Source organism: Enterobacter sp. UPMP701, assembly GCF_053709515.1.
Window position 1 is genome coordinate 205917 of record NZ_JBSKJN010000004.1, and the last position, 23311, is coordinate 229227.

Below are 23311 nucleotides of genomic sequence, written 5' to 3' on the forward strand. Positions count from 1 at the left end.
CTGTCAGCCCAGCGTCGGCATGGAGAACGCAGCGCCTGTCTCCTGCTGCATTTCCGGCCAGCGCGCGGTGATGGTTTTCATTCGGGTGTAGAAACGCACGCCGTCGTTGCCGTGGACGTTGAGCGCACCAAAGATGGAACGCTTCCAGCCGCCGAAGCTATGGAATGCCATCGGCACCGGGATCGGCACGTTGACGCCCACCATGCCCGCCTGCACCTCTTCGCAGAAGCGGCGCGCGCAGCCGCCGTCGCGGGTGAATATGGCGGAGCCATTACCATATTCATGGCGGTTAATCAGGTCCACCGCGCTGGCGTAATCTGCTACGCGCACCACAGAAAGCACCGGGCCGAAGATCTCTTCTTTATAGATGGTCATCTCCGGGGTGACGTTATCGAACAGCGTCGGCCCGACGAAGTAGCCCTGCTCGTGGCCCTTCACGCTGAAGCCGCGCCCATCCACGCGCAGTTTCGCCCCCTGCGTTTCCCCGCTGTCGATATAGCCCAGCACCTTGCTGCGGTGCGCGGAGGAGATGAGCGGCCCCATTTCGTTTTCCGGCGACTGATCCAGGCCCGGCCCGACGCGCAGCGTTTCAATCTGTTTTTCCAGCCGGGCGCAGAGGTCGTCGGCGGTTTTATCCCCCACCGCCAGCACCACCGAGAGCGCCATGCAGCGTTCCCCCGCCGCGCCGTAGGCCGCGCCCATGATGGCGTTAGTCGCCATCTCCATGTCGGCATCCGGCATCAGAATGCAGTGGTTTTTCGCGCCCCCCAGCGCCTGACAGCGCTTACCGTGGGCGGACGCGGTCTGGTAAATGTATTCCGCAATCGGCGTGGAGCCGACAAAGCTTACCGCCTGCACGCGCGGGTCGGTCAGCAGCACGTCAACGGACTCCTTATCGCCCTGCACCACGTTGAAGACGCCGTCCGGCAGGCCGGCCTCTTTCAGCAGCTGCGCCAGCGCGAGCGCCAGAGAAGGATCTTTTTCCGACGGTTTCAGCACGAAGGTGTTGCCGGTCGCCAGCGCAATCGGGAACATCCACATCGGCACCATTGCCGGGAAGTTAAACGGCGTGATCCCGACGCAGACCCCGAGCGGCTGCATCAGCGAGTGGCTGTCCACGCCAGTACCGACGTTCGCCGAGTGTTCGCCCTTTTGCAGATGCGGGATGCCGCAGGCAAACTCCACCACTTCCAGGCCACGTGTCAGTTCGCCCACCGCGTCGGAGAAGACCTTGCCATGCTCTTCGCTGATGATGCGGGCCAGTCGCGGCATGTTCTCTTCCAGCAGCGCCTTGAAGCGGAACATCACGCGCGCGCGCTTAAGCGGAGCCTGGCGCGACCACGCCGGAAACGCCTGCTGCGCGGCGGCAATGGCCTGTTCGGTTTCCCGTGCCGTACTCATCACCACCTGGCGGATCTGCTCGCCGGTGGCCGGGTTGAAGATCGCCTGAACGCGCTGGCCTGAACCGGTGACACATTCGCCGTGAATAAAATTCGCTACCGTCTCCATCCTTAACCTCTCGCTGTCGATACGTGACTGTTACCTGAACACTGTGTACTGAACACTATATATGAAACAAATATTCCATTTTAAGTTGAAATAAAATAAATGATGATTATTGTGATCAAGGATGGATTTTTATGTTAACAGCCAACAGCACTGACACAGCGTGCGCTATTAAGGGATTTCGGGCGAGGAAATGACTGAAGCTTCTGTTTCATTTTTGCTGCCAGATGGAGGGCCGACATTTAAAAGACGCGGTTTTGCGTTTAGAATCATATGACTGTATTTGGGGGATAACATGACGACAGCAACCAGCCTGAACGAACTGCAGCAGCAAATCCGCGATCGCTACGATAGCCTGAGCAAGAGGCTGCAGCAGGTCTCCCGCTACGTGCTGGATAATACCAACAGCGTGGCCTTTGATACGGTTGCCGTCATTGCCGAGCGCGCCGACGTGCCGCCCTCGACGCTGATCCGCTTTGCCAACGCCTTTGACTTCACCGGCTTCAACGAAATGAAACAGCTGTTTCGCATGAACCTGGTGGAGGAGACCGCCAGCTACAGCGATCGCGCCCGGCTGTTTCGCGAAATGGAGAGCGAGGCCGTGCCGGAAACGCCGCTCGATATCCTGCAGGAGTTCGCCCGTTCAAACGCGCAGGCGCTACAGCAGCTGGCCGCCCGCGCCGAGCCGGAAATGCTGGAGCGCGCGGTGCAGCTACTGGCCGACGCCGACACCATCTACATCGCCGGACTGCGCCGCTCCTTTAGCGTCGCCGCGTATCTGACCTACGCCCTGAGTCACCTCGAGTGTCGCCCTATCCTGCTCGATGGCATGGGCGGGATGCTGCGCGAGCAGATCAGCCGCATTAAGGCGCGCGACATCGTGGTGTCGATCAGCTTCTCGCCGTACGCGGAAGAGACGGTGATGGTCAGCGAAACCGCCGCCAGCGTCGGCGCGCGGCAGATCGTGATTACGGACAGCCAGATCAGCCCGCTGGCGACGTTCAGCGATCTCTGCTTTGTGGTGAAAGAGGCGCAGGTTGATGCGTTTCGGTCTCAGTCGGCGACGCTGTGCCTGGTGCAGTCGCTGGTGGTGGCGCTGGCGTATCGCCAGGATAACAGCGGAAAATAGTTCACGCTTCCGGCCCGGCATGCCGGGCCGCGGGCTTTACTCTGCGAATGCCCTCTCCCGTCACGAAATACAATAAAATAATCACCCTCCGTAATGACATTTAATCATTTGATTTAAATAAGTTAATTGCCATTTCATTTCCGATTCCTTTTGCTTTGCCCACCATTCTGTGAATACCCTCAAGGAATTAACACCACTGAAACAATAATATAACTTTCAGAGGTGACATCATGCTCAATAAAGAACGTCATTACGCAATACTGACCTACCTCAACCGATATGAGCGCGCGACGGTAAGCCATCTTGCTAAAATTTTTGGCGTCACCCGAGAAACTATTCGCAGTGACCTGAATATATTATCGAAAGAAGGTGGCGTTGAGCGCTGCCATGGTGGCGCCCTTATTAAGCGCCGTATTTTTCACACCCAGTCCGTAAATAATCTTGATAGCAATATCATTCATTTTTTTGAATCTGCTCAGTCAAAAAAGACAGCCAAATCTCGACATAAAGGGCGAAAGATGAAAGGCAAAGTTTGTATTTTAGGGTCGTTCAACGTTGATATTATTGCGAATGTGGATCGTTTTCCGCAAAGCGGTGAGTCCATATTTTCAGAAAATACCATTATCGGGCCGGGGGGAAAAGGGGCGAATCAGGCCCTGGCAGTCAGCAAATGTAATGTGAAAACGCACTTTGTCGGCAAAGTCGGAAACGACCAGTTTAGCCAGATGGCATATGAACATCTTACCTCGTCGGCAATTAACAGCTTTATGCTTTATCAGGATAAAGAAAAGAAGACCGGCACGGCGCTTATTTATGTTTGTCAGGGCGACGGTGAGAATATGATTGCCATTAGCCCGGGTGCTAATCAATCGATTACCGCAGATGAGGTTGAAGCCATTATCCCGGAGTTAAAAAACTCGGATATCTTTTTAACCCAGCTGGAAAACAATCTGCCCGCCACGTTCCGCGCCATTGAACTGGCTCGTTGCTGTGGCATTAAGGTGGTTTTAAACCCTGCCCCCTTTTCCTCTGAGGTGGAGAACTGCCTGAAAAACGTTGATTTTCTTACGCCCAATGAAACAGAAGCGTCATTGCTTTCGGGTGTTGCCGTTACGGACATGGCCAGCGCGAAAGCGGCGGCAAAAGCGATAAAAGCCAAAGGCGTGGGGTACGTCATTATTACGATGGGAGCAAAAGGCGCGCTTATTTATGACGGCGAGCAGTTCACGCATATTCCGGCGCTAAAAGCGTTATGCGTGGATACGACAGGGGCCGGAGACGCCTTTAACGGTGCATTTACGGCCAGTATGGCCAAAGGCGAGTCTCTCGTTCAGGCGGCAAAATTTGCCTGCGCGTTTGCCTCCCTGGCCGTCGAAAAAGAGGGGGCATCAAATATGCCTGAGTACAAAGATGTGCTCACCCGTCTGACGCAATATGAAAATATCGCCATTCACGTTGAGAAAAATTAACACCACGGCTTATCGTTTTTTTATTAACGTCCGATGCAGTTTTTATATTGCATTCGCTGCAACCATTAAAGTAATGGGAGTAAGTTCGATGAAGGCTTTAACTGAAACAAAACCCAGCGAGCGGATATCCCTTGCAAGCCATATATCACAGCAACGAACCGTCACTCGCGCCGCGCGCTTTCGTCAAAAGATGCGCAGATGGTGGCCATTTTATGTGATGGCGCTTCCGGGTGTGATCTATTTTTTTATCTGGCACTATTTACCCATCTGGGAAACGAAAATCGCCTTTGAGCAATACCGGATCATTCCGCCCAATATTTGGGTCGGCATGCAATATTTCACGACGCTGATGTCGTCTCCCGTTTTCTGGCAGGTGATCCAGAATACGGTCATCATTGGCGCGATGAAACTGGTCTTTATTTTCCCGGTACCTATTATTCTCGCCCTGCTGCTTAATGAGGTGCGTTCATCCGGCTATCGTAAATTCGTCCAGTCGGTCATTTATTTACCGCACTATTTATCATGGGTTGTTATTGCCAGTATCGCTATCGCCACGCTGTCCCCGGTCGACGGGGCGATTAACGACGTCATCAAATCTATGGGATATGACCCGATTCCGTTTATGACGGATACCGGCTCGATTCGCTGGGTGCTGGTTTTCACTGAAATGTGGCGCAGCGCCGGGTGGGATTCCCTGCTCTATATCGCGGCGATTCTGGCCATTGACCCGCAGCTGTACGAAGCAGCGGAGATGGACGGCGCAGGCCGCTGGCGAAAAATCTGGCATATCACACTGCCTGCCATTACCCCCACGATCGCGACGTTGTTCATCCTTAACGTCGGACTGTTTCTGAGCCAGGGCTTTGATCAGGTGTTCAACATGAGCAACGACGTGGTGAACGGGCAGATTGATATCATCGACACCTATGTGTACCGCATGGGTCTGCGCACCGGCGAATTCTCACTGGCAACGGCGGCAAGGTTATTCAAAGGCGTGATTGGCATGGTCCTTATCGTGCTGGCTCACAACGTTTCTAAACGCCTGACGGGTAAAGGAGTCTGGTAATGCGCTGGTCATCTCGAAGTACCCCATTTGAACGCATTGAGTATGTTCTCATTCTCTCCGTTCTGCTGTTGCTGGTCATCGTTACGCTTCAGCCCATCCTGAATCTGGTAGCCGTCTCCTTCTCAAGCCCGGCGAAGGTCGCGGGCATGAGTGGCCTGGCGATTATCCCGGACGGTTTCTCGCTCGATGTCTGGAAGCTGCTGCTGAGCAATAAGGCTGTTCTTCGCGGGTTTGGAAACGCGATGCTCATCACCGTGGTGGGCACCGTTATTAACGTGGTCTTTACCGTGCTGCTGGCCTGGGCGCTGGCGCAAAAACGGCTGCCGGGACGTCGCCTGCTGTTCATCTTCGTCCTTTTCACTATCGTTTTTGAACCGGGCATCATTCCCGACTTTCTGGTGATGAAGAAGCTGGGTCTGCTGAACAGCTACTGGTCGGTCATTCTCTATCGCGCTGTTTTCGCGTGGTATCTGATCATTCTGGTACGTCTGTTCGAAGAGATCCCGGAGGAGCTGCTGGAAGCCGCCGAGCTGGATGGCGCGAATCCTTTCCAGACGCTGTGGCACGTCATTCTGCCGGTTGCCAAATCCTCTATTGCCATGATCACGCTGTTTTATATGGTGCTGCACTGGAACGAATTTTTCCGCGCCATGGTGTACCTCAACGATCCGGACAAGTGGCCGCTTCAGGTTGTGCTGCGTCAGTTTGTCGTTGAGGGAGATAAGTTATCCATGGTCGGTGTGGAAAGCATGTCTAACTACACCGATGCCAGCCAGATCAGCATTAAGGCACTTAAGGCTGGCATGATCACGCTGACCATTGCCCCGCTTATCGCCATTTACCCCATTATTTTGCGCTTCTTCACCAAAGGCACCATGTCCGGTGCGGTGAAGGGTTAACAAGGAGCGATGACGATGAACGTATTTAATGCTCTTACCCGCGTCCTGCTGGGCGGCGTACTGCTGTGTCAGGTTGCGCAGGCAGAGCCGGTGACGATTCGGGTGGTTGAGAAAGATCTGCTCACCACCAACCGGGAAGACGTGGAACACATCCACCGGATAGAACAGGCGCTGGCGCGACAGGGCCACGATATCAAAATTGAGATCGTGAACCTCTCCTCCTCCGGCTATTCCGACGTGCTGAACGTGATGCTGCTGTCCGGCACCATTCCGGACCTGATCTATTTCAACGGCAGCGATCAGAAAATGGTTGAGCAAGGCATTCTTGTGGACTGGCGTCCGTGGATTGCCCAGACTCATTACCTGAAAGAGGCGCTGTGGCCGCACAACAAGCTGCGTCTGCAAAACCATCCGACGCTGCTTTACGTCTATCCGCTGCGGGCGCGCCAACCGGTGATCCGTGAAGACTGGCTGCAAAAGAGTGGCTTCAGCGCGTCACCCAAAACGCTGGAGGAGTACGTGACGCTGTTTAGCGCCATTCACAGCGGTGATTTCAACGGCGATGGTAAAGCGGACACGTCCGGGATCACCTCTGAAAAAGATCTCCGCGATCTGGATGGCTTTTTAAATCCGGCGTTTGGGATCCACGCGACGTGGCTTAAGGACGCGCAGGGTCAGTGGATCCACGCGCAAATTAGCCCGCAGGAGCGCGACAAACTGCAGTATTACCACGCCCTCTACGAGAAAGGATTGCTCTCTTCGCAGTACATCACCACCAACTGGGAGCTGAAAGAAGATCAGTTTTACACCGGTAAAGTGGGCGTCGTTTCCGTCTCATCACCGGGGAACGTGGGGGTCTATCAGGAGAAAATGCGCCAGGTCCACCCGGATGCCACGCTGACGCTGCTCGATCCGCCGAAAGGTCCGGGCGGGCAAGGTCTGGCGGCAGTGGATGTGTCGATGGAGACCCGCGGTTTCGCGATGTCGACGCTGTCGAAGCATAAGAAAGAGGTGATGATTTTGCTCGATTTTCTGGCCAGTCCGGAAGGGCAAATGATGGAGCAGATGGGGTTTGAAGGCACCCACTACGTTCGTAAAGACGATGCGGTTACCGTCACGCCAAAGATTAATGCCTGGTATCCGCGATTTATTTATGCCGCCAACTGGAAACCGCCGGTGGAGTGGCGTTCGCCTGCCATGCTGCGCTACATCGACAATTCACAACGCTATTTTGCGGCCGACAACGCGTTTATTTTCCCGTCGACCTTTGCGGCCGCACTCGATTCCACCAGCAGCATTTACAACGAATGGGCCTACAAATTCGTCTCAGGCAAGGCCTCGTTTGATATGTGGGATCAATACGTCAATGCCTGGAAATCTGCCGGGGGTAACGCCATGACTCAATACGCACAGGAAAAATTAAAATGACAGAGAACTTATCTTTCAGCTCCCGGGTTCTTGGCATGCTCTACGGCGTCGCATTTGGTGATGCGCTGGGAGGCCCGGTCGAGAAACTGTCTGCCCGTCAGATTCAGGAAAAATATGGCAAAGTGACCTCTATCAACCAGCGCTGGCACCGGATGGACGAACCGTCCTCACGGCGCAATAACCGTATTCGCGGCAACGGAATCATCACCGACGACACGTTAATGACGCTCTGTCTGATGGAAGTGTACGACGAGCTGGGCCGCCACATTGACGCCTGGGACATGGCGGGACCGTTTGTCCGGAAAATTGCCTGGGAACCCCGTTGGGTGCCGGAGCTGGACAGGGAAGCGCTGGTCATTGAGCGCCTGTTTTACCCGGAGAAATGGATATTTCACCGTCTGCAACTGGCGGCCTGCGATCCTCGCCAGGGCGGCGTTGGCAACATGGTCAACTGCGGCGCCGCCATGTATGCCGCGCCCATCGGGGTGATTAATGCCTGTAACCCCACCGCCGCCTACCAGGAGGCCATCAACTTCACGCTGGGGCACCAGCAGAGTTACGGACTTGAAGCGGCCGGCGTGTTCGCCGCTTGCGTCTCGGCGGCGTTCATTCCGGGGATCACCCTGGATGCCATCGTTGATATCGCCCTGCAGCTGGCAAAAGACGGCACGCGTGAGGCTATCAGCGCCACGCTGGATGTCGCCTGCTGCTATCGCGGACAACCCTGGGATTACCTGCAGGTTGTCGATGCGCTCCACGAGGCGCTTCTGCCCTGGTCCCCAATGGGTGATGACCTGATGCACGGACCGGAAAAAGCCGGGGTGCCGACCATGGCGTACCAGCCTTCACGTCTGATGTCGATCGAAGAACTCCCCATGGCGCTGGCGTTCTGCCTGCTGCGGGAAGGCGACTTCCGTGGCGCGGTGGAGGATTCCATCAACTCGGGGCGCGACACGGATTCAATCGGGGTGATGAGTGGAGCCATTCTCGGCGCCCTGCACGGTAACACGATTATCGAGCCGGACGTGCTTGCCGGGATTGAACACGCCAACCGTCTCGATCTCCGCGCCGCCGCGCGACGCTTCACAGGAACAGCGCAGTGCATTATTCAGCAGGATCTCTGTGCCGCTGAGGAATACCGCCAGCACGTCACCCCGTTTTTGCAGCCGGTGCATCGCGCCGGGCAAGGAGAGTAACATGAGCCAAATCGTACTGAACAACCTGGGTAAATCCTACGGCAACGTCAGCATCATCAAAGACATCTCGTTGAATATCCACGAAGGTGAATTCATTGTGCTGGTCGGCCCTTCCGGGTGCGGTAAATCCACGCTTTTGCGGATGATCGCCGGGCTTGAAGATATCACCTCTGGCGAACTGCTCATGCAGGGCGAAGTGGTGACCACCCTGCCCGCCAAAAAACGCGATATCGCGATGGTATTCCAGAGCTACGCGCTTTACCCGCACATGAAAGTGCGGGACAACATGAGCTTTGCGTTAAAGCTCGCCAACGTGCCCAAAGCAGAGCGCATGGCGCGGGTTGAAGAAGCGGCTGAAATTCTCGGGCTGACGCATCTGCTTGACCGGGTGCCGCGTGAGCTTTCCGGGGGCCAGCGCCAGCGCGTGGCAATGGGCCGGGCCATTGTCCGCGATCCCAAAGCCTTTTTGTTCGATGAACCCCTGTCCAACCTTGACGCTAAACTGCGCCATAAAATGCGCGGCGAAATTCGCAAGCTGCACCAGCGAATCGGGCGCACGACAATTTATGTCACCCACGATCAAACCGAAGCCATGACCATGGCGGACCGCATCGTGGTGCTGAATGCCGGAAATATTGAACAGGTCGGGACACCGGAAGAGCTTTATCATAATCCGGACAACCTTTTTGTCGCGGGGTTTATCGGCACCCCGGAGATCAACACCATTAAAGGGGTCATCCATGACGGCAGCGTGGTGCTGGCAAACGGCTACCGCTTCCCCTGCCCGCTGACATCGTATATCGACGGAATGAAGATCGTCTGCGCCATTCGTCCGCATCATCTTCGCATCAGCAATAGCGGGGTAGCAGCAGAAATTGTACTGGTTGAGATGACCGGCGAAGGCCAGGAGATTCTGGTTCGCGTCGGCGACCAGGAGATGATTGTCGTGTCGCATGAAAAACTGGATGTCAGCCCTGGCGATGGAGTATTGCTGGAAGCGGATCTCTCGAGGGTCTTCCTGTTTGAGGAGAAAACCGGGCGTCGGTTGCGTACGTAAATGACAAAAAAGCCCGCATCATGCGGGCTTTTGTTTTTAATGCGGAGGGATTATTCCCACTCTATTATAAACAAACTTATTAAGTTCTTATTAAACAGTGAGTTAATATAAACCGCAATCGAAAAGCCATGAAAAGTGCCATGCACAGTAAAAACATTTAAGAATATCGGATTAACCTCTATCAGGGCAAAGGCTGCCAATTGCTGCCTCTCCAAGATGACCAACTCACCTACATAAGCTGACGAGCAATCTCAACCAGCAGCTCCACAGCATAAGAAAATCGGCCTTGAAAAGCTCTTCCATTGCCACATCGTGACAACAGTCTTCATCAATCGCCCTCGCCCGTAGATGCTCTCATGCCTAAAATAACCTGCTCAGGCCACTACATGTCCGCCCGTTTCTGCCCGCCACCATATGTCACGATTGACAGAAACCGGCCAAAAGCCTTTATCACTTAGCAACAGATATTGAACCGATTCAACGATGCAACCGACTATTTCCTCTGTTTAAACGCTTTCAATAGCTTCTCGGGCATGAAATACAGGTCACCCCGCGCCCTTGTGCAGGCAACGTACAGCTTGTTGCGCGTTTGCGGATTTGCTTGGTGTAGCCTTTCTGCCAAATAGTCTTTCCAGATACCTGGCCCCATCACAACGCAAACATCATTATAGTGATCCATGCCCTTGCTCGCTCCCCAGTTCTCCGAGTAGCAGCCGTACTTGTAGTGTTCGCTCAAAAACAGCTTCACAATGGTTGGATCAGAGTGCAACAAGTTCGCTTGCTCTTGGTCATCAACCTTAATGATCCGGCTGACTCTTTCCTCATGAGCACCCATCGGGATATGTAACTTTGCACTAATGAAATCGCAGACCATTTTTGTGCATCGCCAGCTACAGCTCAGAGTTTCCTTGTCTACCGTGATGCCGACATCACGAAAGCGTTTCTCGTAACGGACAACATCGGCGTGGAGGTTGTTGTTTATCGCACCGTCTCTACTGGTATCAAAGGTATGTTGGTGGAAGTCACCGACGAACGTTATACCAATATTCGCTTGTGAAATCTCCAGCAGCAGGTTGAAGTCGTGGCCCGCAAAATCCTGTACCTCGTCAACGTAGAGGTGGTCGTAAAAGCGCTCCAAGCGAGCACGCACGTCCGGTATAGCCTCTACGACCTGTAGCAGTTTGGCGAGGCGGCAGTGATAGAGTCTCCCGCTGCCATCGCGATACCGATTGAAATCGTCCAAGCGGAACTGTCTATTGGGCGGACGCCTGAAATTTAAGCCTCTGGTCCCTAGTTTCAATTGCATCAAAGGCCTATAACAGAATCCATGCAGGAATGAGAAGTACGTAGTGAGCGTAATGTTGGGTGGGAGCATCCCGAACTTCTGGATGATCCTGTTGCGCAGGTGCCGGTAATTGTTCTCCGTGTAAGTGACGATCAATGCCCGCTGAACAAAGCTGAGCCCTTCAATGATCAGACTGGTTTTTCCAGATCCTGCGACGGAAAAAATTACGCTCTTATCCACTCAATCGCATCCTGTATATATTTCGGAACGATCAGCTCAGCGGACTTCTTAGTTAGCAGCTCGAAAGCAGCATCCGCTTTATTTTTCAACATGTAATCTTGAACGGTCAGTTTTTTTCGACCTGCAGCAAAAAGGTCGTCGCAGAGATGCTGATTGTCTCTGTAGAGACCTATTTCAAAGGTGCTTCGGTCAGGATTTGTATCGGCAAAGATCTGGGCCGACTCGTACAGGTAACCTTCGTAGTTCATTACACAGTTCTGTTGGTAATCGCCGTCGTTATCCCGAATTGCGGCGATCCTGATGCTCAGGAGCTTTCCGAGCTCCAAGTAGCGTTTGAAGCTCGTACCACCGATCGAGATGATGTGCACATTATCAGCCTGAGGAGGAGAGCCAGCCAGCTGCTTGTAGAAGTGCTCCATGAGGATAAATTCTGCATCCCCCTCGACCAATATGACTCTCTTGGAGAGAGCGAGCTCAAGGACATTGTTATCGGGCGCTTTCATAAAGAAGTTTGCGGTGGGCTCCGACAGGTCTTTCAAGCGTCCCGCACACCCTGCTCCAAGCAGTAACGCGTGGCGTAGATCGAGCCTAGCACAGATATGGCTACTGTGCGTGGTAATGAACAACTGAGTGCCCGTCGTATCAGCCAGTCTTTCAACCAAGCGTTTCATATTCGTGTGGCTTAGATGGTTTTCGGGCTCCTCCAGTAGGAGCGCGTTCAAGCTCCCTTTTTCCTCATATTTCTTCAGGGCGAAATTAGTCTTGATAAAACACTGTTCACCTTTGCCACGATTCTCAATAGGGATGCCGTCTTTAGTGATCACCAAGTCGGTTTCAAGGTTGGCGCGAGAACTTGTTCTCAAGGAAAACTGATAATCACCGAGCGCATTGTTCAATTCCTTCAGACTCTCTCGACTGAAAGCTTCTTTGCCTTGCCGATAGCGATTTTCGAGGCGGTAGCGATCCGGCGTATTGACATGGAATCCGAACAGTGTTCGGGTGTATTCACGAGCGGCGTATTCACTGTCGATACGAGAACTATCGATCATCAGGTGTTTGACCGGACGCCGGTAGCTGACGTGAGGTGCCCCGGCGAACGTTGAGAACTTGACACTGTAATATTCAAAAGGAAAGCTGTCCTTGTTTGCTTTGAGCAGATCGACAATTGTCTGGCCGAACTCTTCGATCAAGGGGACAATCGCCATGCGCAGGCCATCTGTCTGTATTCCAAGAACGTTTTGGGTACCGTAAAAACCTTGATCGTCCCCCTCTTCCAGAAAAACGTCCACGATGACTTCTGGAAGCAAATCCAGTCTTGCTGGCCCTGCCAAGAAATTCTGCACCGCCCCCTGATTCAGCAGGGCTTCATAGCCTATGTTTTCAACTCGACTGCGGCTTGCGCTAAGTGCCAGATCTAATGCCAATAGCACGCTGCTTTTACCCGTTTCGTTGTCGCCGATCAGTATGTTCTTGCCAGGGTCGAACTCAAGGGTCAGGTCGGCAATTCTTTTGAAATTTTTGATCACGATTTTTTTTATTGCCGGCATGTTAACTCCTTAACCTCTATGGCATCAGCTAAAGCACGTACCTTGTCCTAAAAACAGAAGCAAGTTTAACCACTTAAAGGGCGGTCCGTAAAAAGCTGTTACTTCGCAGCCTTAATTCAACAGTAAATATTGAATATTCCAACCCCTTTAAGAACAACTTTTCCCACTTTCGACATTCAAACCAGCTATGCTCCAACAGAGATGCTTCTCTCAGCCCAACCGAGCAGCCTCTGCCGCTATGTGACCAGCCAGTGCAGATACGAATGCCCTGAGACTGGTCATGGACGATAGCTCAGTGAAATCACCAGTATTTACCGCGCCGCGCTCCGCTGCGATGACAGCAGCGGTCGTGTAAAGCTGCTCTTGAACCAGCCTCTGACACAACAGGTCGTACCGCTTGAGATATGATGCTCCCTTGAATTCATCAAACACAGGAAAATGTGGCGACGAGTCGCGAACGGGCTTGCGAGACTCCGGTGCATCTTCAACCATCATCATCCACCCTACAAATGGACGCGGTTGCTTCCCAAAAGCTTCTTCGCGGAAGGCTGTCCATAAATCATGGGCCGTCCCGATTGCTTCTTCAGTTCGGTTATTAAAGTTATTGCCGAACGAGGGTCCTACCTGGCTTTTCAGCTCAATTGCTGCAATCAATTCTCCTTTGTAGATAACTAATAGATCCCACAGCTTAGTTGGGCGGAAATATCCGGGAAGGGTCAACATCGCCCGGTTCTGGTAAATCTCAGCATGGGCTAGTCCATTAGCCTTTATGAGGTCTAGCACCAAGGCCAAGAACCCGTCCATATTCTTTCCAGCAGTGACGCCCGCACGTTCGCCTTGGTCGGCCTTACCCGACTCAATTTGCTTTTGTCTTGCTGCTTCACGGTTGCCCCAAAATGCCTTCACGGCTTCGCGGGCTTTCTTTTCATAATCAACGAGATCGAGCGCCATTTATTCTCCATTTCCCCCAAGGGATGATTGTTCTTCCTGATTCAGACCATAAAGCTTAAACACCGCCCGATTACAGGCCTGAATGTCCCGTTTGATAGCCGCCTCAGCCAACTCGTGGCGTAGCATTTTAGGCACGTCAGCCCAAGACGGAATACGAATTCTGCGAAGGTACTGCGCCTGAAAACGCATGAATCCCCCCCGCATTTTCGTTGAATATGTCGCCACAAATAAGCGGCTGACGGCAGACAGTAGTACTGCCTGCAGGGCACGCAAGTCCCAATCATCTGAGGTGACGTAATAGAGGTTGTGATGAGGATATAGTTCGCCACCTTCATAAACGATATGAGCCTGTCCCTTGATATCTGGGATCAAAAGCTTTGGCCTCGCGGCTAATTTCGGAGTAATGCGATCAATCGTGCGATACCACTTGAGCGGGTTTTTCTGCGCACAATGACGTCCAGCAATCACACTACGTCTTGCTTCAAGATAGCTTCGCAAGAGTGGATATTCACCAAGTTCGACCAACCCACCTTGCTCAGTAAAGGGGTTGATGACCCCCAGACCACGCCACTCAACTTCACCGCTCACGATGTCTTTGGTTGTTACCAGCGGCACTTTCCGGTCTTGCTCAACATTGAGTGCTTCAAAATCTCCGATAAACGCTTTGTCCGCACCTGTCGCAACACCAATCCCGACCTTGCACCCTACCTCTTCAAGCAGGGGAAAGTCTCTTTCCAAACGGCGAATAAGCGCCATTTGATCGAATGATTCCAGCAACCACGGCTCCGAACCATTGGTCACTTGAGCAAGCTCACGCGTCGGTCCGACTTCCTTAGGAAGAGAGTGGGCTGTGAGCAGGCCAGACAATTCAGTCAGTGTTACCCGGTCAATAGCTGGCCGATGAGCGATGCGAGTTGGCCCCGGCATTTCACGGCTGATGATAGTAATTGCTGGGTAGGCAATCACATCGGAGTGAAAGGCCTGAGTATCCACCATATCGACATAAACTTTTAGGTGGAACCTCTCAGCAACAAGGCTGCGAAGCGGTCCCCCATAGCGATTCTTCATCCAGCGATCCGCGCAAATGAAACCTAGGCTGCCACCATCCGACAAAACCGACAGAGATCGCTCGATGAATGGAATGTAAATATCTGCACGATCAAACATTGTCTTGTAACGACAGCGGTATTCAGCAAGTAATGGTGCGGGGATTAACTCCTGACGGACGTATGGTGGGTTACCAATGACGAAATCGAATTCCCCCTCCAAAGGAGTAAGCAGGAAATCGCCTTGCGACAGCCAACAACAAGCCAAGGCATTAGCATCATTCGAAGAGATGCCTTGATGCTTCAGCAGTTCGACAACTGCAGCCTGGGTGCTATAAAAGGTCTCGTGGTGCAATTCCACAGCCCGGATTGCATCGGCCAATTCACCTAAAGCTGAACCGTTTGGCCTCGCCATCCGCCATGCAGCCAATAACCGCTCGATGATAGGTAATAGGAAGTCCCCAGCACCAAATGATGGCTCTAAAATTCTCTTCTTATAAAGCGGTTGATCCTCTGTGTAACCAGCCAAGTCGAGAATGAAATCCACCACCTCAGAGCGCGTGAAAATGGCCCCCCTGGCTTCGAGCCCCCCCTCTGTCGCCAATAACTCTATCGCTGATGTGACGGGACATACAGGTACTGCTATAGCTCCAGGAGCGACCTTGCTGCGCACGCTATCAGCGGCGTCTTGTTGTTGAGTCATCCAAAGTCCTCATTGGGGCGGCGTTATAACGCCGACATACTTGTAAAGGGTGGTTCGGGGCGAGCCATGGATCTGGCTAGATTGGCCACCAGAATATCTGGATAGCAAAGCAGAACTTCGTTCTCGCATACCCTACGGCCATCTAACATTGGCTCTTAGCTAATGACCGCCCACGTGCACGAGTTGATATCACTCGGACCTACGTCTGTTTTAGCTAGTTCACACTGCATTTGGTTTGCTTGATACAAATCCCAAAACTAATCGACGGTAGAAATGCGGATGATATCAAATGCAGGGATTCACTAATATCTCCGAAAAAATTGACTGATATACTAACACGAATTGATGCGTCCAGACACACAGGTACAAAGCCCTGTATACCTTTATAAAACAATAGCTTCTTAGGTGGGTATAGTAATTCCACAAGCCTATGACCTGTGTTATTTATTACTGAACAGCCCCCAAACAGGAAGGAGTGCTTTTATGACACTTGAGGGGCAACTGGTTCATGACATATGGCGTAGCCACCGATGGATTACTTCCGTCGTTCCTTCTGTTGATCTTGCAACTTCTGCAGATTGCTCCAAAAATCCTCATCAGTACCAAATACTGCAGCAAGAATGCGAGTATCGTCATTTGTAAGACGACGCAAGCCGCAGAGAATATCGTCAATATACTGCTTGCAGCTACCCATAGCTTCCGCCAGTTCATCATTAGACATGTTCAGCGGTTTCAAAAATTCTTCTGTCAGAATTTCTCCCACTGTCACAGGCCCGGCGGTATCTGATTTTGTGTAGTATGCAAGAATCTCTGAACGCCCCTGCTCATACGTAAGCTCACCTGAAATAATACGTGCCTTAATGGACTCGTACAGTGGCGTACCACTGGGGTCCATTCCTTCAAGTCTCAGGGAAGCCTCTGCTTTGCGGAAGCCCTCAATACGTAACCGTGTATAGGGAGTCCTGGACATGTTTTTCCTTTGAATTGCAGGAGTAAAGTTCGCACAGTGAAAGCGTCAGCTCACGCTACCTCGTTAACTGACGCACGTGATTCAAGATTTATTATTACCCGATAAGCTATCATCGGCAAAATCATCATGTTCGCGGTTATCCCGATGAGTAGCTGTCTGCTTACGTATCTGAGTCGCCAACTCCCCTCCAATGGTTTGTTGGACACGAGAAGAATTGCTACTTCGCTTCATTTTCTGGTACTCAGCAGCTCCGTTGGCCATGATGCTTCCCATATGGCTTGCCATGCGGCCAGCTCGTGAGAATGAAGCAAACCCCTGACTTCCTCCGCTGGCGCTAACTGAACTGCTCCATGCTGACGAACCACCGGAACTGCCTGAGGGTTGGCCTCCAGAAGTATCTACAGAACCGGTATCTTCCCCGCCGCCAAATCCTCCACCGGAACCGCCTCCACCGCCTGAACCAGATTCCTCGGCCATGGCAGCTTGCGCAGACTCGAACGCTGCCTTTAATGCAGAGGCTCCGCCGCTGACTTGAGCTGATGCCCCCATTGCCATTGCTCCAGCACCGCTGATGGCAGTAGCGGCAGCGCCAGTAATCATACCCGCCCCAAATCCACCAATCCCTTGTAAAGAAGCCCCTCCTACAACACCTGATAACAACAGTGGTAGCTTATTCGTTAATACTAACAGGATAATTGACGCCAGAAGCAAAACGATAAGACTATTAAGATCAGGAACATCATCTTTAATAAGAGAAAAATATTGATCTATAAATGATTGTCCAATCCCAATAATTAATGTCATCGTGAATAATTGAATGCCAATCGATAAAACAGTTCGTAAGTAATTAATTGCTATATCAGAGGTCCATTTCGAACCACCAAATCCAAGCAATATAACTCCTGCATAACATAACACCCATGCAGAAACCAACATGATTAGCATATTTATCGCTATAAGGGACATCACTACCAAAACGATTATCGCGACTGTTATCATAATGGTGGATATCATTGGCGACCAAATTGATGCGGCTGAACTGACCTTTGTTAATATAGCAAACGCCATATCAACTATGCTTGAGGGCGAAATACCAGTACTTATTCCTAAAGCGTTTGCTGCAAGTTGCCTCATTGAATTAATTATGGATTGCGATATGGATGGGCCGTTGATTAAAAGATAATAAAAAAAACCAATGACGGCAAAAAAGCGAACTATTTCAGCAAGTACGCCTGTCAACCCTTCCCCTTGCATTGCCATCATACCAAATGTCCAAACCATACTTATTAATACCAGCCCCCAGAAGAGCCAATTTGCATAGTCAGCAATTACTGTTGTCCATGTACTGGCTACTTGTTGAAACTTATCTAATAAAGAATCAAGTAGCCCGCTACTATCTAATTGACCAGCATAGGCATTTATAGAAAAGAAAATTATGATACCTAGAAAGGTGAGCTTACTTACTATTTTCATGATTACCATTCTCGTTTAGGGCTTGGTTTATTATTACTCCGTAGAGCACATTTATCGTATTTATTTTCATCAAATTTATTATCTGGCGTCGATAAACAATCTTTATCATTTTTATCGCAAGAACATATAGCCAATAAACTGATCAGAATAAATACAATCAAAAGATTATCTTTCATTCTGCGTTTCCTCACCAAATTCGCTTCGGGCTTGGTGTATTCTCTCCAGCTAACGCTTTTTCATCAGCGGCTATCTGTTGTGATTCTTTATCTGCCTGAGCCTGTGCCAGTGTTGCTGCAGCGTTTTGCTGGGCTACCAGGAGCGAGCGGATTTGCAGCAGCTGGTTCGTTTGAGCACTGGCAAGCTGGTTAGCGGCCTGAATAGCTTCCATTTGCCCTTGTGCGCCGGTTGCCTGAGTTTGCAAATCTGCCAGGTTATCAGCATCGCTTTGCAGTGTTTCTTGCTGTTCATCAAGAGCCTTAAAAACGGCGTCATTGGCCTTTTTACGCGCCTCAGAGCTGTTCTGTTCTGCTTTACGCAGTGCGCTGATTTCATCTGCAGTACATTCAACATTACTGTTAAAGCACGGTGATGAGCGGTAGTAATTCACGTCCTGATAACGTTTCAGATATGAATCAAGACTCCCGGCCTGATTTTTGTAGTAATTAAGAGTGTCCTGCGCCTGCAACAATTTGTTGATGGTTGAATTGGCCTGATCCCAGATATAGGCCGCAGGTGCGACGGTATTTTTGAGCATGTTTTCATACTGCTGCAGCTGCGTCTGGTACTGCTGGATCTGTTTAGTCACAGCCTGAACGTTGTTAACTGCGCTGATTGTGGTCTGAACCACATTAGTGCCATCAATAACGGGAATTCCGGCCTTAACCGGTAATGCCATGACGGACGCCACGAAAGGAACTATTAAAGCTTTTTTAGCGGCTAAAATCCCTCTTTGTAATGAAACCACTCGGAACATTAAATTCATTTGCTCACCTCTTTTTCATCAGTTCAGTAATATTTAACACACTGTTTTTTAACAGACGCAGGTATATAGGAAACCACACATTTATTTATCCAAGATTTTATCCATAATGTTCCTTAGTTCTTGCCGAGTTGATTCTATTTTCGCAAGCAAGGTTCTTATCAGTGTGGGTGAAAAATCAACTGTTCGAGGATCATTTGCGAGCCATAATTTAAGTAATCCGCCAAGTCTTCCAAGATCAGCGTTTACTCGGCTAAGTTCATTAACCTGTTTTATATCTACGATAGAATCAACCTGATAACCCATTGCAACTCTACGAACAAAACAGGCAACACTTAATCCAGATGCTTCTGCATTTTCTTGGATGAGAATTTTTTCTTCGGGTAAACAATAAACTTTTATTGGCGTACTATTTTTTCTAGTCTGAGTAACTTTCATATAGCTCTCCATACAGGTGGTAGCCTGGCAGCCTCGCAGAGCAGGACGCCCTTGAGCCGCGATGCGGCGAATAGGGAGTGGTAAAGTTGGAACACCGTAGCGGTGGGCCTACTTTACATGTCCTGCCCTCCTGTTGCCGTAGTATATCTGTGCACATCAATGTGTATTTCAGTGTACAGGATGTGTTTTCTTAGCGTATAAATATAGGATTACTCGGGTAAAGATCTGCAGCAAATGTGTTTTTTGCAAGGAAACTATATTTCTCCCTTTTGAAAATGACCTTTAGTAGTTATAAATGGGCGTCCACCAACTGTATTTATGTTTCGATATATTGTAAGAAATCTTTTATTTTCTCATGCACTTTTTTACTTACATTGTCAAAGCATGTGCATTGCAGATTTTAGCGGCTAAAATCTTCCTCCCTATGCCTAAAGCTAGGGGCGTACCTCATATGTCATAAAATCTACCTCAAGTGTCAATATACCAAACGAGTAAGTAATCTCTTCTTCTGGCGTACAACCATCGGCCTTTGGCCGATTCTAGATTTGAAAGCGCCTGCTCAGGCAGGTGATTTCAAAGACTGTAGATCCTGAACGATCCTGTAAATACTGCTGAATAGTAAAAAATCGGGCCGCTGTAGCACGCTACCGGGCCGCTATAACACGCTATCGGGCCGTTGTGACACAATATCGGGCCGTTGTGACACGTTTTATCCTAGAACCGTTCAAATCAATTCCAATTTCCAGCAATTGCACGGAATCTTCTTTCAATCTCCGACGATAGTTACGTAAAGTCATATTACTCGTTCCTTCACCGCACACTGCTAATATCAACGTATCCATATACCACCCTCCTAAAGGATTATTCCTATGGGTTAAGACATGACGAGCGACTGCCTGGCTAATACCATGTTGTAGCCGAGCTATGGGGCCAGGATGATAATAAAATGGCAAATCTTTTTTGAGTAACATCGCTAATGCAACACCCAGACGGACACGCCATAAACGGCGTTCTCCCCCAGTCAAAGGATCTGGACGCGTCATAGGTGATGGCACTACATGATCGATCAGTCCCCCTATTATACAGTCGCCGCTTTTCTCCAGCTCTGGCGTTATAATTTCAACTGTTGCGACGCGCAGATCTAAAAGCAATTTCTGTATACGACCATAACTGTATTGTGCATCGGATAGCGTTCGGCGTACTTTCGCTGGATCTACTAATAATTCGATTCCACCATCAGAAATTTCACGACGTTGCTCGGCAACATATAATATTGTCTCTACGATATCGGCATGACGCTGTCCGAGCCGTCCGGTAACACGACAACGACCAAAACTAGTCTCCATCCATTGTCCCTTCACCTCCTTAGGACGCTGGCTTGGCTGGTACAGAATTACTCGGGCTTGCCAAGCTGTACTTGTGGGTGCCACTTTATTACCAGTTGTCATTGTCAGCGCCACTCCAGGTAGATGTTCTTTCTTTAGTAAGCTTTTTATTATTCTTCGAGCTGAGCGCCGTTATTTTTAATACTCCCCCCTCATGTCTCTGTAACCAACGATCTGGCGCACGTTCTCCATAATTTACTTTATTTATTCCAAATCTAACAAATTGACCTCGAACATCATCAGAAATACCATACGTCTTCGCTTCCAAGGCGGTCATGCCCGCCAGATAAGATTGCCACCGTATATTATCAACCAGGACGCTACTACCCCTGCTTGCCTGCTGTATATCACCAACCCCCATCGTGGCAGCGCCTTTGTTTGAATGGTGTAGAAATATAATCGAACATCCAGTATCAGCAGCAATACCTTCTAGCTTTCCAATGACTTTGGACATTGCTGCGCTATTATTCTCATCCTCCTGGTGGAAACGGCGAAGAGTATCCAAAATTATTAAACGTCTACCTTTTGAAACTTCATTGATCAAGTTGCTCCAATCCGGCAAGAAAATATTTGGACACTTCCCTACCAAAGGTTCGACCAGTAGCTTATCAGCTACAATCTGCTGCTGACGTGCTGTTAGATATTTTCCCAAAGCATATAAACGATGGTGAACGATGGTTTCAGAGTCCTCCACAGGTAAATATGCCACCAACCCAGTCGGATATTCACCAAAGTTTAAAAGATCTACACCACAAGTAATCTGCACAGCCAATTGTAATGCCAGCATTGACTTTCCAGCGCCTCCCGGAGAAACAATCGCTCCGATAGTACCAATAGCCAAATTAGGCAAGACGTAATCAATTGGTTGTGGCTTAGCTTCAAATGCTTCCATTATGTTCAATGACATTGCTGTTACCTACCTAAAACAACACCGGGTCTGGCCGCTTTAAACATTGCTGATTTACGATCCGCAATCCACTGTTCTACTTCGGATAACTGCCATGCAACATTTCGGCTAGTAAGTGCTATACGGCGAGGAAACTCGCCTCGCTGTTCAAGGTTATAAATAGTGCGGGCTGACAATGGGATCATTTCCAGAAGTGTTTTTCTGTTAATGAGCGTGCTATGTGCCTTTGTTTGCATCTGCCTTCCTCCTGTTTCCAATCAGGCCTATACAATGCCAAGCATTACCACTTGCTAAAACCTATTCATTGGCTAAAATGGTTGACATGAAAATTACTATCTGGGAAGGCTGTGACCTCACAGTTGCAGCTGCAATTAAATTATTTGTAGAGCGTAGTTATCCGTACTCCATATTTTCACGGAGGTATCCAATACTGCGTCTCATACAGGAAGTTATTGATCCAGCAGTAGCTGCTTATGTAAATTCCCTGCCACCAAGTCATAAAGACTACATTTCTGGAGTAAATCTAGGATTTAGTGATGTACTTAAAAAAGTGGGCTTAAACGTCGTAGTACAGGCACAAAGACTTCTTTTGCGTAATTTCGTTCTGACTTTAGATCAACAAACTTCTCTTGATAAATGCTTTACCGCTACGATTGAGTCTCTTATTGAATTAGTCAGTGAGTGCGCATCCAAGCGGCCGAAGAAGTCCTCTCCTGCAAAAGGAGTAACTATAAATTCACAGCGTAAGCTCGGTTATTGCGAGTTCTGCGGTAATCTAACCGAATTTTCCAAGTTGATCAGTGAGATATCAGAATTTGTTGCTAACGATAATGAGTTCCCCGTTCATGAAAATGAAAAACAGGTCCTTAGTCATCGATATTGTTCTGACCATAGGCCCAAACTCACCAATGGTCTATGGAATCCCAAATACAGACAAGGAAAGCGGTCTCTCGAACAGTTCAATAAAGAATTAATAAGGCTTAGACGGCAATGCGCTAAACCGCATAAAGCTAACGCAAACACAGGGGATATATTGATTGATACCTATTTTCATGAGTGGATGCAGGGTCAAACTTTAACCCCAGCAGATCTAGATAAACTTAGGAATATCGCCAGACGAATGGTTGACTCCAAATTCACTGATACTAAGAAAAAAATAATCATATTAAAACACCAAGGTTTTAACCAGTTTGAAACCGCACAGGTTTTAGAAAAAAATCACTACACAACTATGACGAAGCAGGCTGTGTCCAAGGCCTTAGCGTCTGTGAGGAAAGAATTTTATATTTAAAATAGTATATCCACGAGCTATTATGGTGGCAGTTTAAGTCTTAATATCATCCACTTTATTGAATTATAACCAGCCACTTACGAGGGTTTTTCGCGATTACCCTGCTTCAAATTGATGATTTTGAAAATACAGTATTATAGTTTATTGTTTGTAGCGCAGCTGTAAGCGTTATGCAAAACGGATCACAGTGATACTACCTCACCAGTAAATCACTGAAGCCGATCTGTAATGACATAGAACGAATTGGTTTTATGGTTATGCAATGGCTCATCCCCTTACTTGTCCCTGACCATAAAAAGCATTCGCTTTCCTGAAAGCAAGTCTAAGCCAAAGGGCGTTTACAGTT

The 23311-nt window shown here is 49.8% G+C and carries 21 protein-coding genes; 8 read left to right on the top strand and 13 right to left on the bottom strand.

What is annotated here, in order from left to right:
- Nucleotides 1–3 precede the first annotated feature (3 nt).
- The gene (locus ACWKXT_RS12515) at nt 4–1509 is read right to left on the bottom strand and encodes a CoA-acylating methylmalonate-semialdehyde dehydrogenase (protein ID WP_454532566.1); all 1506 of its coding nucleotides are present in this window, start codon (nt 1507–1509) and stop codon (nt 4–6) included.
- Nucleotides 1510–1801: 292 nt separating this feature from the next.
- Here ACWKXT_RS12515 and ACWKXT_RS12520 point away from each other — a divergent pair, with 292 nt between their 5' ends.
- The 7 genes from ACWKXT_RS12520 (at nt 1802) to ACWKXT_RS12550 (ending at nt 9750) form a co-directional block, all read left to right on the top strand.
- Nucleotides 1802–2635, top strand: coding sequence for a MurR/RpiR family transcriptional regulator (locus ACWKXT_RS12520; protein ID WP_454529276.1), 834 nt, complete (start codon nt 1802–1804; stop codon nt 2633–2635).
- 230 nt (nt 2636–2865) lie between these two features.
- Nucleotides 2866–4104: a PfkB family carbohydrate kinase gene (locus ACWKXT_RS12525; protein WP_454529277.1), complete on the top strand. Its 1239-nt coding sequence runs from the start codon at nt 2866–2868 to the stop codon at nt 4102–4104.
- A gap of 232 nt (nt 4105–4336) precedes the next feature.
- Nucleotides 4337–5170, top strand: coding sequence for an ABC transporter permease (locus ACWKXT_RS12530; RefSeq protein WP_454532567.1), 834 nt, complete (start codon nt 4337–4339; stop codon nt 5168–5170).
- Complete coding sequence (locus ACWKXT_RS12535) at nt 5170–6069, top strand: carbohydrate ABC transporter permease (RefSeq protein ID WP_454529279.1); 900 nt, start codon at nt 5170–5172, stop codon at nt 6067–6069. Before ACWKXT_RS12530 ends, ACWKXT_RS12535 begins: the two co-directional genes overlap by 1 nt.
- Nucleotides 6070–6084: 15 nt before the next feature.
- Nucleotides 6085–7497: an extracellular solute-binding protein gene (locus tag ACWKXT_RS12540; RefSeq protein ID WP_454529280.1), complete on the top strand. Its 1413-nt coding sequence runs from the start codon at nt 6085–6087 to the stop codon at nt 7495–7497.
- Nucleotides 7494–8693 (top strand): ADP-ribosylglycohydrolase family protein, encoded by a 1200-nt coding sequence (locus tag ACWKXT_RS12545; RefSeq protein WP_454529281.1) that lies wholly within the window; start codon nt 7494–7496, stop codon nt 8691–8693. The genes ACWKXT_RS12540 and ACWKXT_RS12545 overlap by 4 nt, the downstream gene beginning before the upstream one ends.
- A 1-nt stretch (nt 8694) precedes the next feature.
- Nucleotides 8695–9750, top strand: coding sequence for an ABC transporter ATP-binding protein (locus ACWKXT_RS12550; RefSeq protein WP_454532568.1), 1056 nt, complete (start codon nt 8695–8697; stop codon nt 9748–9750).
- A gap of 493 nt (nt 9751–10243) precedes the next feature.
- Here the strand turns inward: ACWKXT_RS12550 and ACWKXT_RS12555 are convergent, their stop codons facing one another.
- The 12 genes from ACWKXT_RS12555 to ACWKXT_RS12610 form a co-directional block, all read right to left on the bottom strand.
- The gene (locus tag ACWKXT_RS12555; protein WP_454532569.1) at nt 10244–11275 is read right to left on the bottom strand and encodes a DNA helicase UvrD; all 1032 of its coding nucleotides are present in this window, start codon (nt 11273–11275) and stop codon (nt 10244–10246) included.
- Nucleotides 11260–12822, bottom strand: coding sequence for an ATP-dependent nuclease (locus tag ACWKXT_RS12560; RefSeq protein ID WP_454532570.1), 1563 nt, complete (start codon nt 12820–12822; stop codon nt 11260–11262). Before ACWKXT_RS12560 ends, ACWKXT_RS12555 begins: the two co-directional genes overlap by 16 nt.
- A gap of 210 nt (nt 12823–13032) precedes the next feature.
- Nucleotides 13033–13773 (bottom strand): PaeR7I family type II restriction endonuclease, encoded by a 741-nt coding sequence (locus ACWKXT_RS12565; protein WP_137659228.1) that lies wholly within the window; start codon nt 13771–13773, stop codon nt 13033–13035.
- A complete protein-coding gene (locus ACWKXT_RS12570) occupies nt 13774–15522 on the bottom strand; it encodes an Eco57I restriction-modification methylase domain-containing protein (RefSeq protein ID WP_454532571.1) in 1749 nt (582 codons plus the stop codon).
- A 535-nt stretch (nt 15523–16057) separates the two neighbouring features.
- On the bottom strand, nt 16058–16492 hold the full coding sequence (locus ACWKXT_RS12575) for a HigA family addiction module antitoxin (protein WP_061891906.1): 435 nt from the start codon (nt 16490–16492) through the stop codon (nt 16058–16060).
- 81 nt (nt 16493–16573) lie between these two features.
- Nucleotides 16574–17965 (bottom strand): P-type conjugative transfer protein TrbL, encoded by a 1392-nt coding sequence (gene trbL, locus ACWKXT_RS12580; protein ID WP_032655586.1) that lies wholly within the window; start codon nt 17963–17965, stop codon nt 16574–16576.
- Between the two features lie 2 nt (nt 17966–17967).
- Nucleotides 17968–18141 (bottom strand): hypothetical protein, encoded by a 174-nt coding sequence (locus tag ACWKXT_RS12585; RefSeq protein ID WP_023308170.1) that lies wholly within the window; start codon nt 18139–18141, stop codon nt 17968–17970.
- A gap of 11 nt (nt 18142–18152) precedes the next feature.
- Nucleotides 18153–18947, bottom strand: coding sequence for a P-type conjugative transfer protein TrbJ (gene trbJ, locus ACWKXT_RS12590; RefSeq protein WP_028120226.1), 795 nt, complete (start codon nt 18945–18947; stop codon nt 18153–18155).
- Between the two features lie 81 nt (nt 18948–19028).
- Nucleotides 19029–19382, bottom strand: a complete 354-nt coding sequence (gene traJ, locus ACWKXT_RS12595) for a conjugal transfer transcriptional regulator TraJ (protein WP_001588179.1) — start codon at nt 19380–19382, stop codon at nt 19029–19031.
- Nucleotides 19383–20047: 665 nt separating this feature from the next.
- A complete protein-coding gene (locus ACWKXT_RS12600; RefSeq protein WP_050868168.1) occupies nt 20048–20830 on the bottom strand; it encodes a hypothetical protein in 783 nt (260 codons plus the stop codon).
- Nucleotides 20817–21659, bottom strand: a complete 843-nt coding sequence (locus tag ACWKXT_RS12605) for a helicase RepA family protein (RefSeq protein WP_431520349.1) — start codon at nt 21657–21659, stop codon at nt 20817–20819. The genes ACWKXT_RS12600 and ACWKXT_RS12605 overlap by 14 nt, the downstream gene beginning before the upstream one ends.
- Nucleotides 21660–21679: 20 nt before the next feature.
- Entirely contained in the window at nt 21680–21910 is a 231-nt protein-coding gene (locus ACWKXT_RS12610) for a helix-turn-helix transcriptional regulator (protein ID WP_023308174.1), read from the bottom strand.
- Nucleotides 21911–21987: 77 nt separating this feature from the next.
- On the opposite strand from ACWKXT_RS12610, the gene ACWKXT_RS12615 reads away from it, so the two are divergent.
- Complete coding sequence (locus tag ACWKXT_RS12615; protein ID WP_214710424.1) at nt 21988–22965, top strand: LuxR family transcriptional regulator; 978 nt, start codon at nt 21988–21990, stop codon at nt 22963–22965.
- Nucleotides 22966–23311: the final 346 nt, after the last annotated feature.

Coding starts and splice junctions, on each gene's coding strand:
- traJ (WP_001588179.1), bottom strand. CDS start 19,382: ATGAAAGTTACTCAGACTAGAAAAAATAGTACGCCAATAAAAGTTTAT.
- ACWKXT_RS12565 (WP_137659228.1), bottom strand. CDS start 13,773: ATGGCGCTCGATCTCGTTGATTATGAAAAGAAAGCCCGCGAAGCCGTG.
- ACWKXT_RS12535 (WP_454529279.1), top strand. CDS start 5,170: ATGCGCTGGTCATCTCGAAGTACCCCATTTGAACGCATTGAGTATGTT.
- ACWKXT_RS12605 (WP_431520349.1), bottom strand. CDS start 21,659: ATGGAAGCATTTGAAGCTAAGCCACAACCAATTGATTACGTCTTGCCT.
- ACWKXT_RS12575 (WP_061891906.1), bottom strand. CDS start 16,492: ATGTCCAGGACTCCCTATACACGGTTACGTATTGAGGGCTTCCGCAAA.
- ACWKXT_RS12610 (WP_023308174.1), bottom strand. CDS start 21,910: ATGCAAACAAAGGCACATAGCACGCTCATTAACAGAAAAACACTTCTG.
- ACWKXT_RS12515 (WP_454532566.1), bottom strand. CDS start 1,509: ATGGAGACGGTAGCGAATTTTATTCACGGCGAATGTGTCACCGGTTCA.
- trbJ (WP_028120226.1), bottom strand. CDS start 18,947: ATGAATTTAATGTTCCGAGTGGTTTCATTACAAAGAGGGATTTTAGCC.
- ACWKXT_RS12570 (WP_454532571.1), bottom strand. CDS start 15,522: ATGACTCAACAACAAGACGCCGCTGATAGCGTGCGCAGCAAGGTCGCT.
- ACWKXT_RS12585 (WP_023308170.1), bottom strand. CDS start 18,141: ATGAAAGATAATCTTTTGATTGTATTTATTCTGATCAGTTTATTGGCT.
- ACWKXT_RS12560 (WP_454532570.1), bottom strand. CDS start 12,822: ATGCCGGCAATAAAAAAAATCGTGATCAAAAATTTCAAAAGAATTGCC.
- trbL (WP_032655586.1), bottom strand. CDS start 17,965: ATGAAAATAGTAAGTAAGCTCACCTTTCTAGGTATCATAATTTTCTTT.
- ACWKXT_RS12540 (WP_454529280.1), top strand. CDS start 6,085: ATGAACGTATTTAATGCTCTTACCCGCGTCCTGCTGGGCGGCGTACTG.
- ACWKXT_RS12600 (WP_050868168.1), bottom strand. CDS start 20,830: ATGACAACTGGTAATAAAGTGGCACCCACAAGTACAGCTTGGCAAGCC.
- ACWKXT_RS12525 (WP_454529277.1), top strand. CDS start 2,866: ATGCTCAATAAAGAACGTCATTACGCAATACTGACCTACCTCAACCGA.
- ACWKXT_RS12615 (WP_214710424.1), top strand. CDS start 21,988: ATGGTTGACATGAAAATTACTATCTGGGAAGGCTGTGACCTCACAGTT.
- ACWKXT_RS12545 (WP_454529281.1), top strand. CDS start 7,494: ATGACAGAGAACTTATCTTTCAGCTCCCGGGTTCTTGGCATGCTCTAC.
- ACWKXT_RS12550 (WP_454532568.1), top strand. CDS start 8,695: ATGAGCCAAATCGTACTGAACAACCTGGGTAAATCCTACGGCAACGTC.
- ACWKXT_RS12520 (WP_454529276.1), top strand. CDS start 1,802: ATGACGACAGCAACCAGCCTGAACGAACTGCAGCAGCAAATCCGCGAT.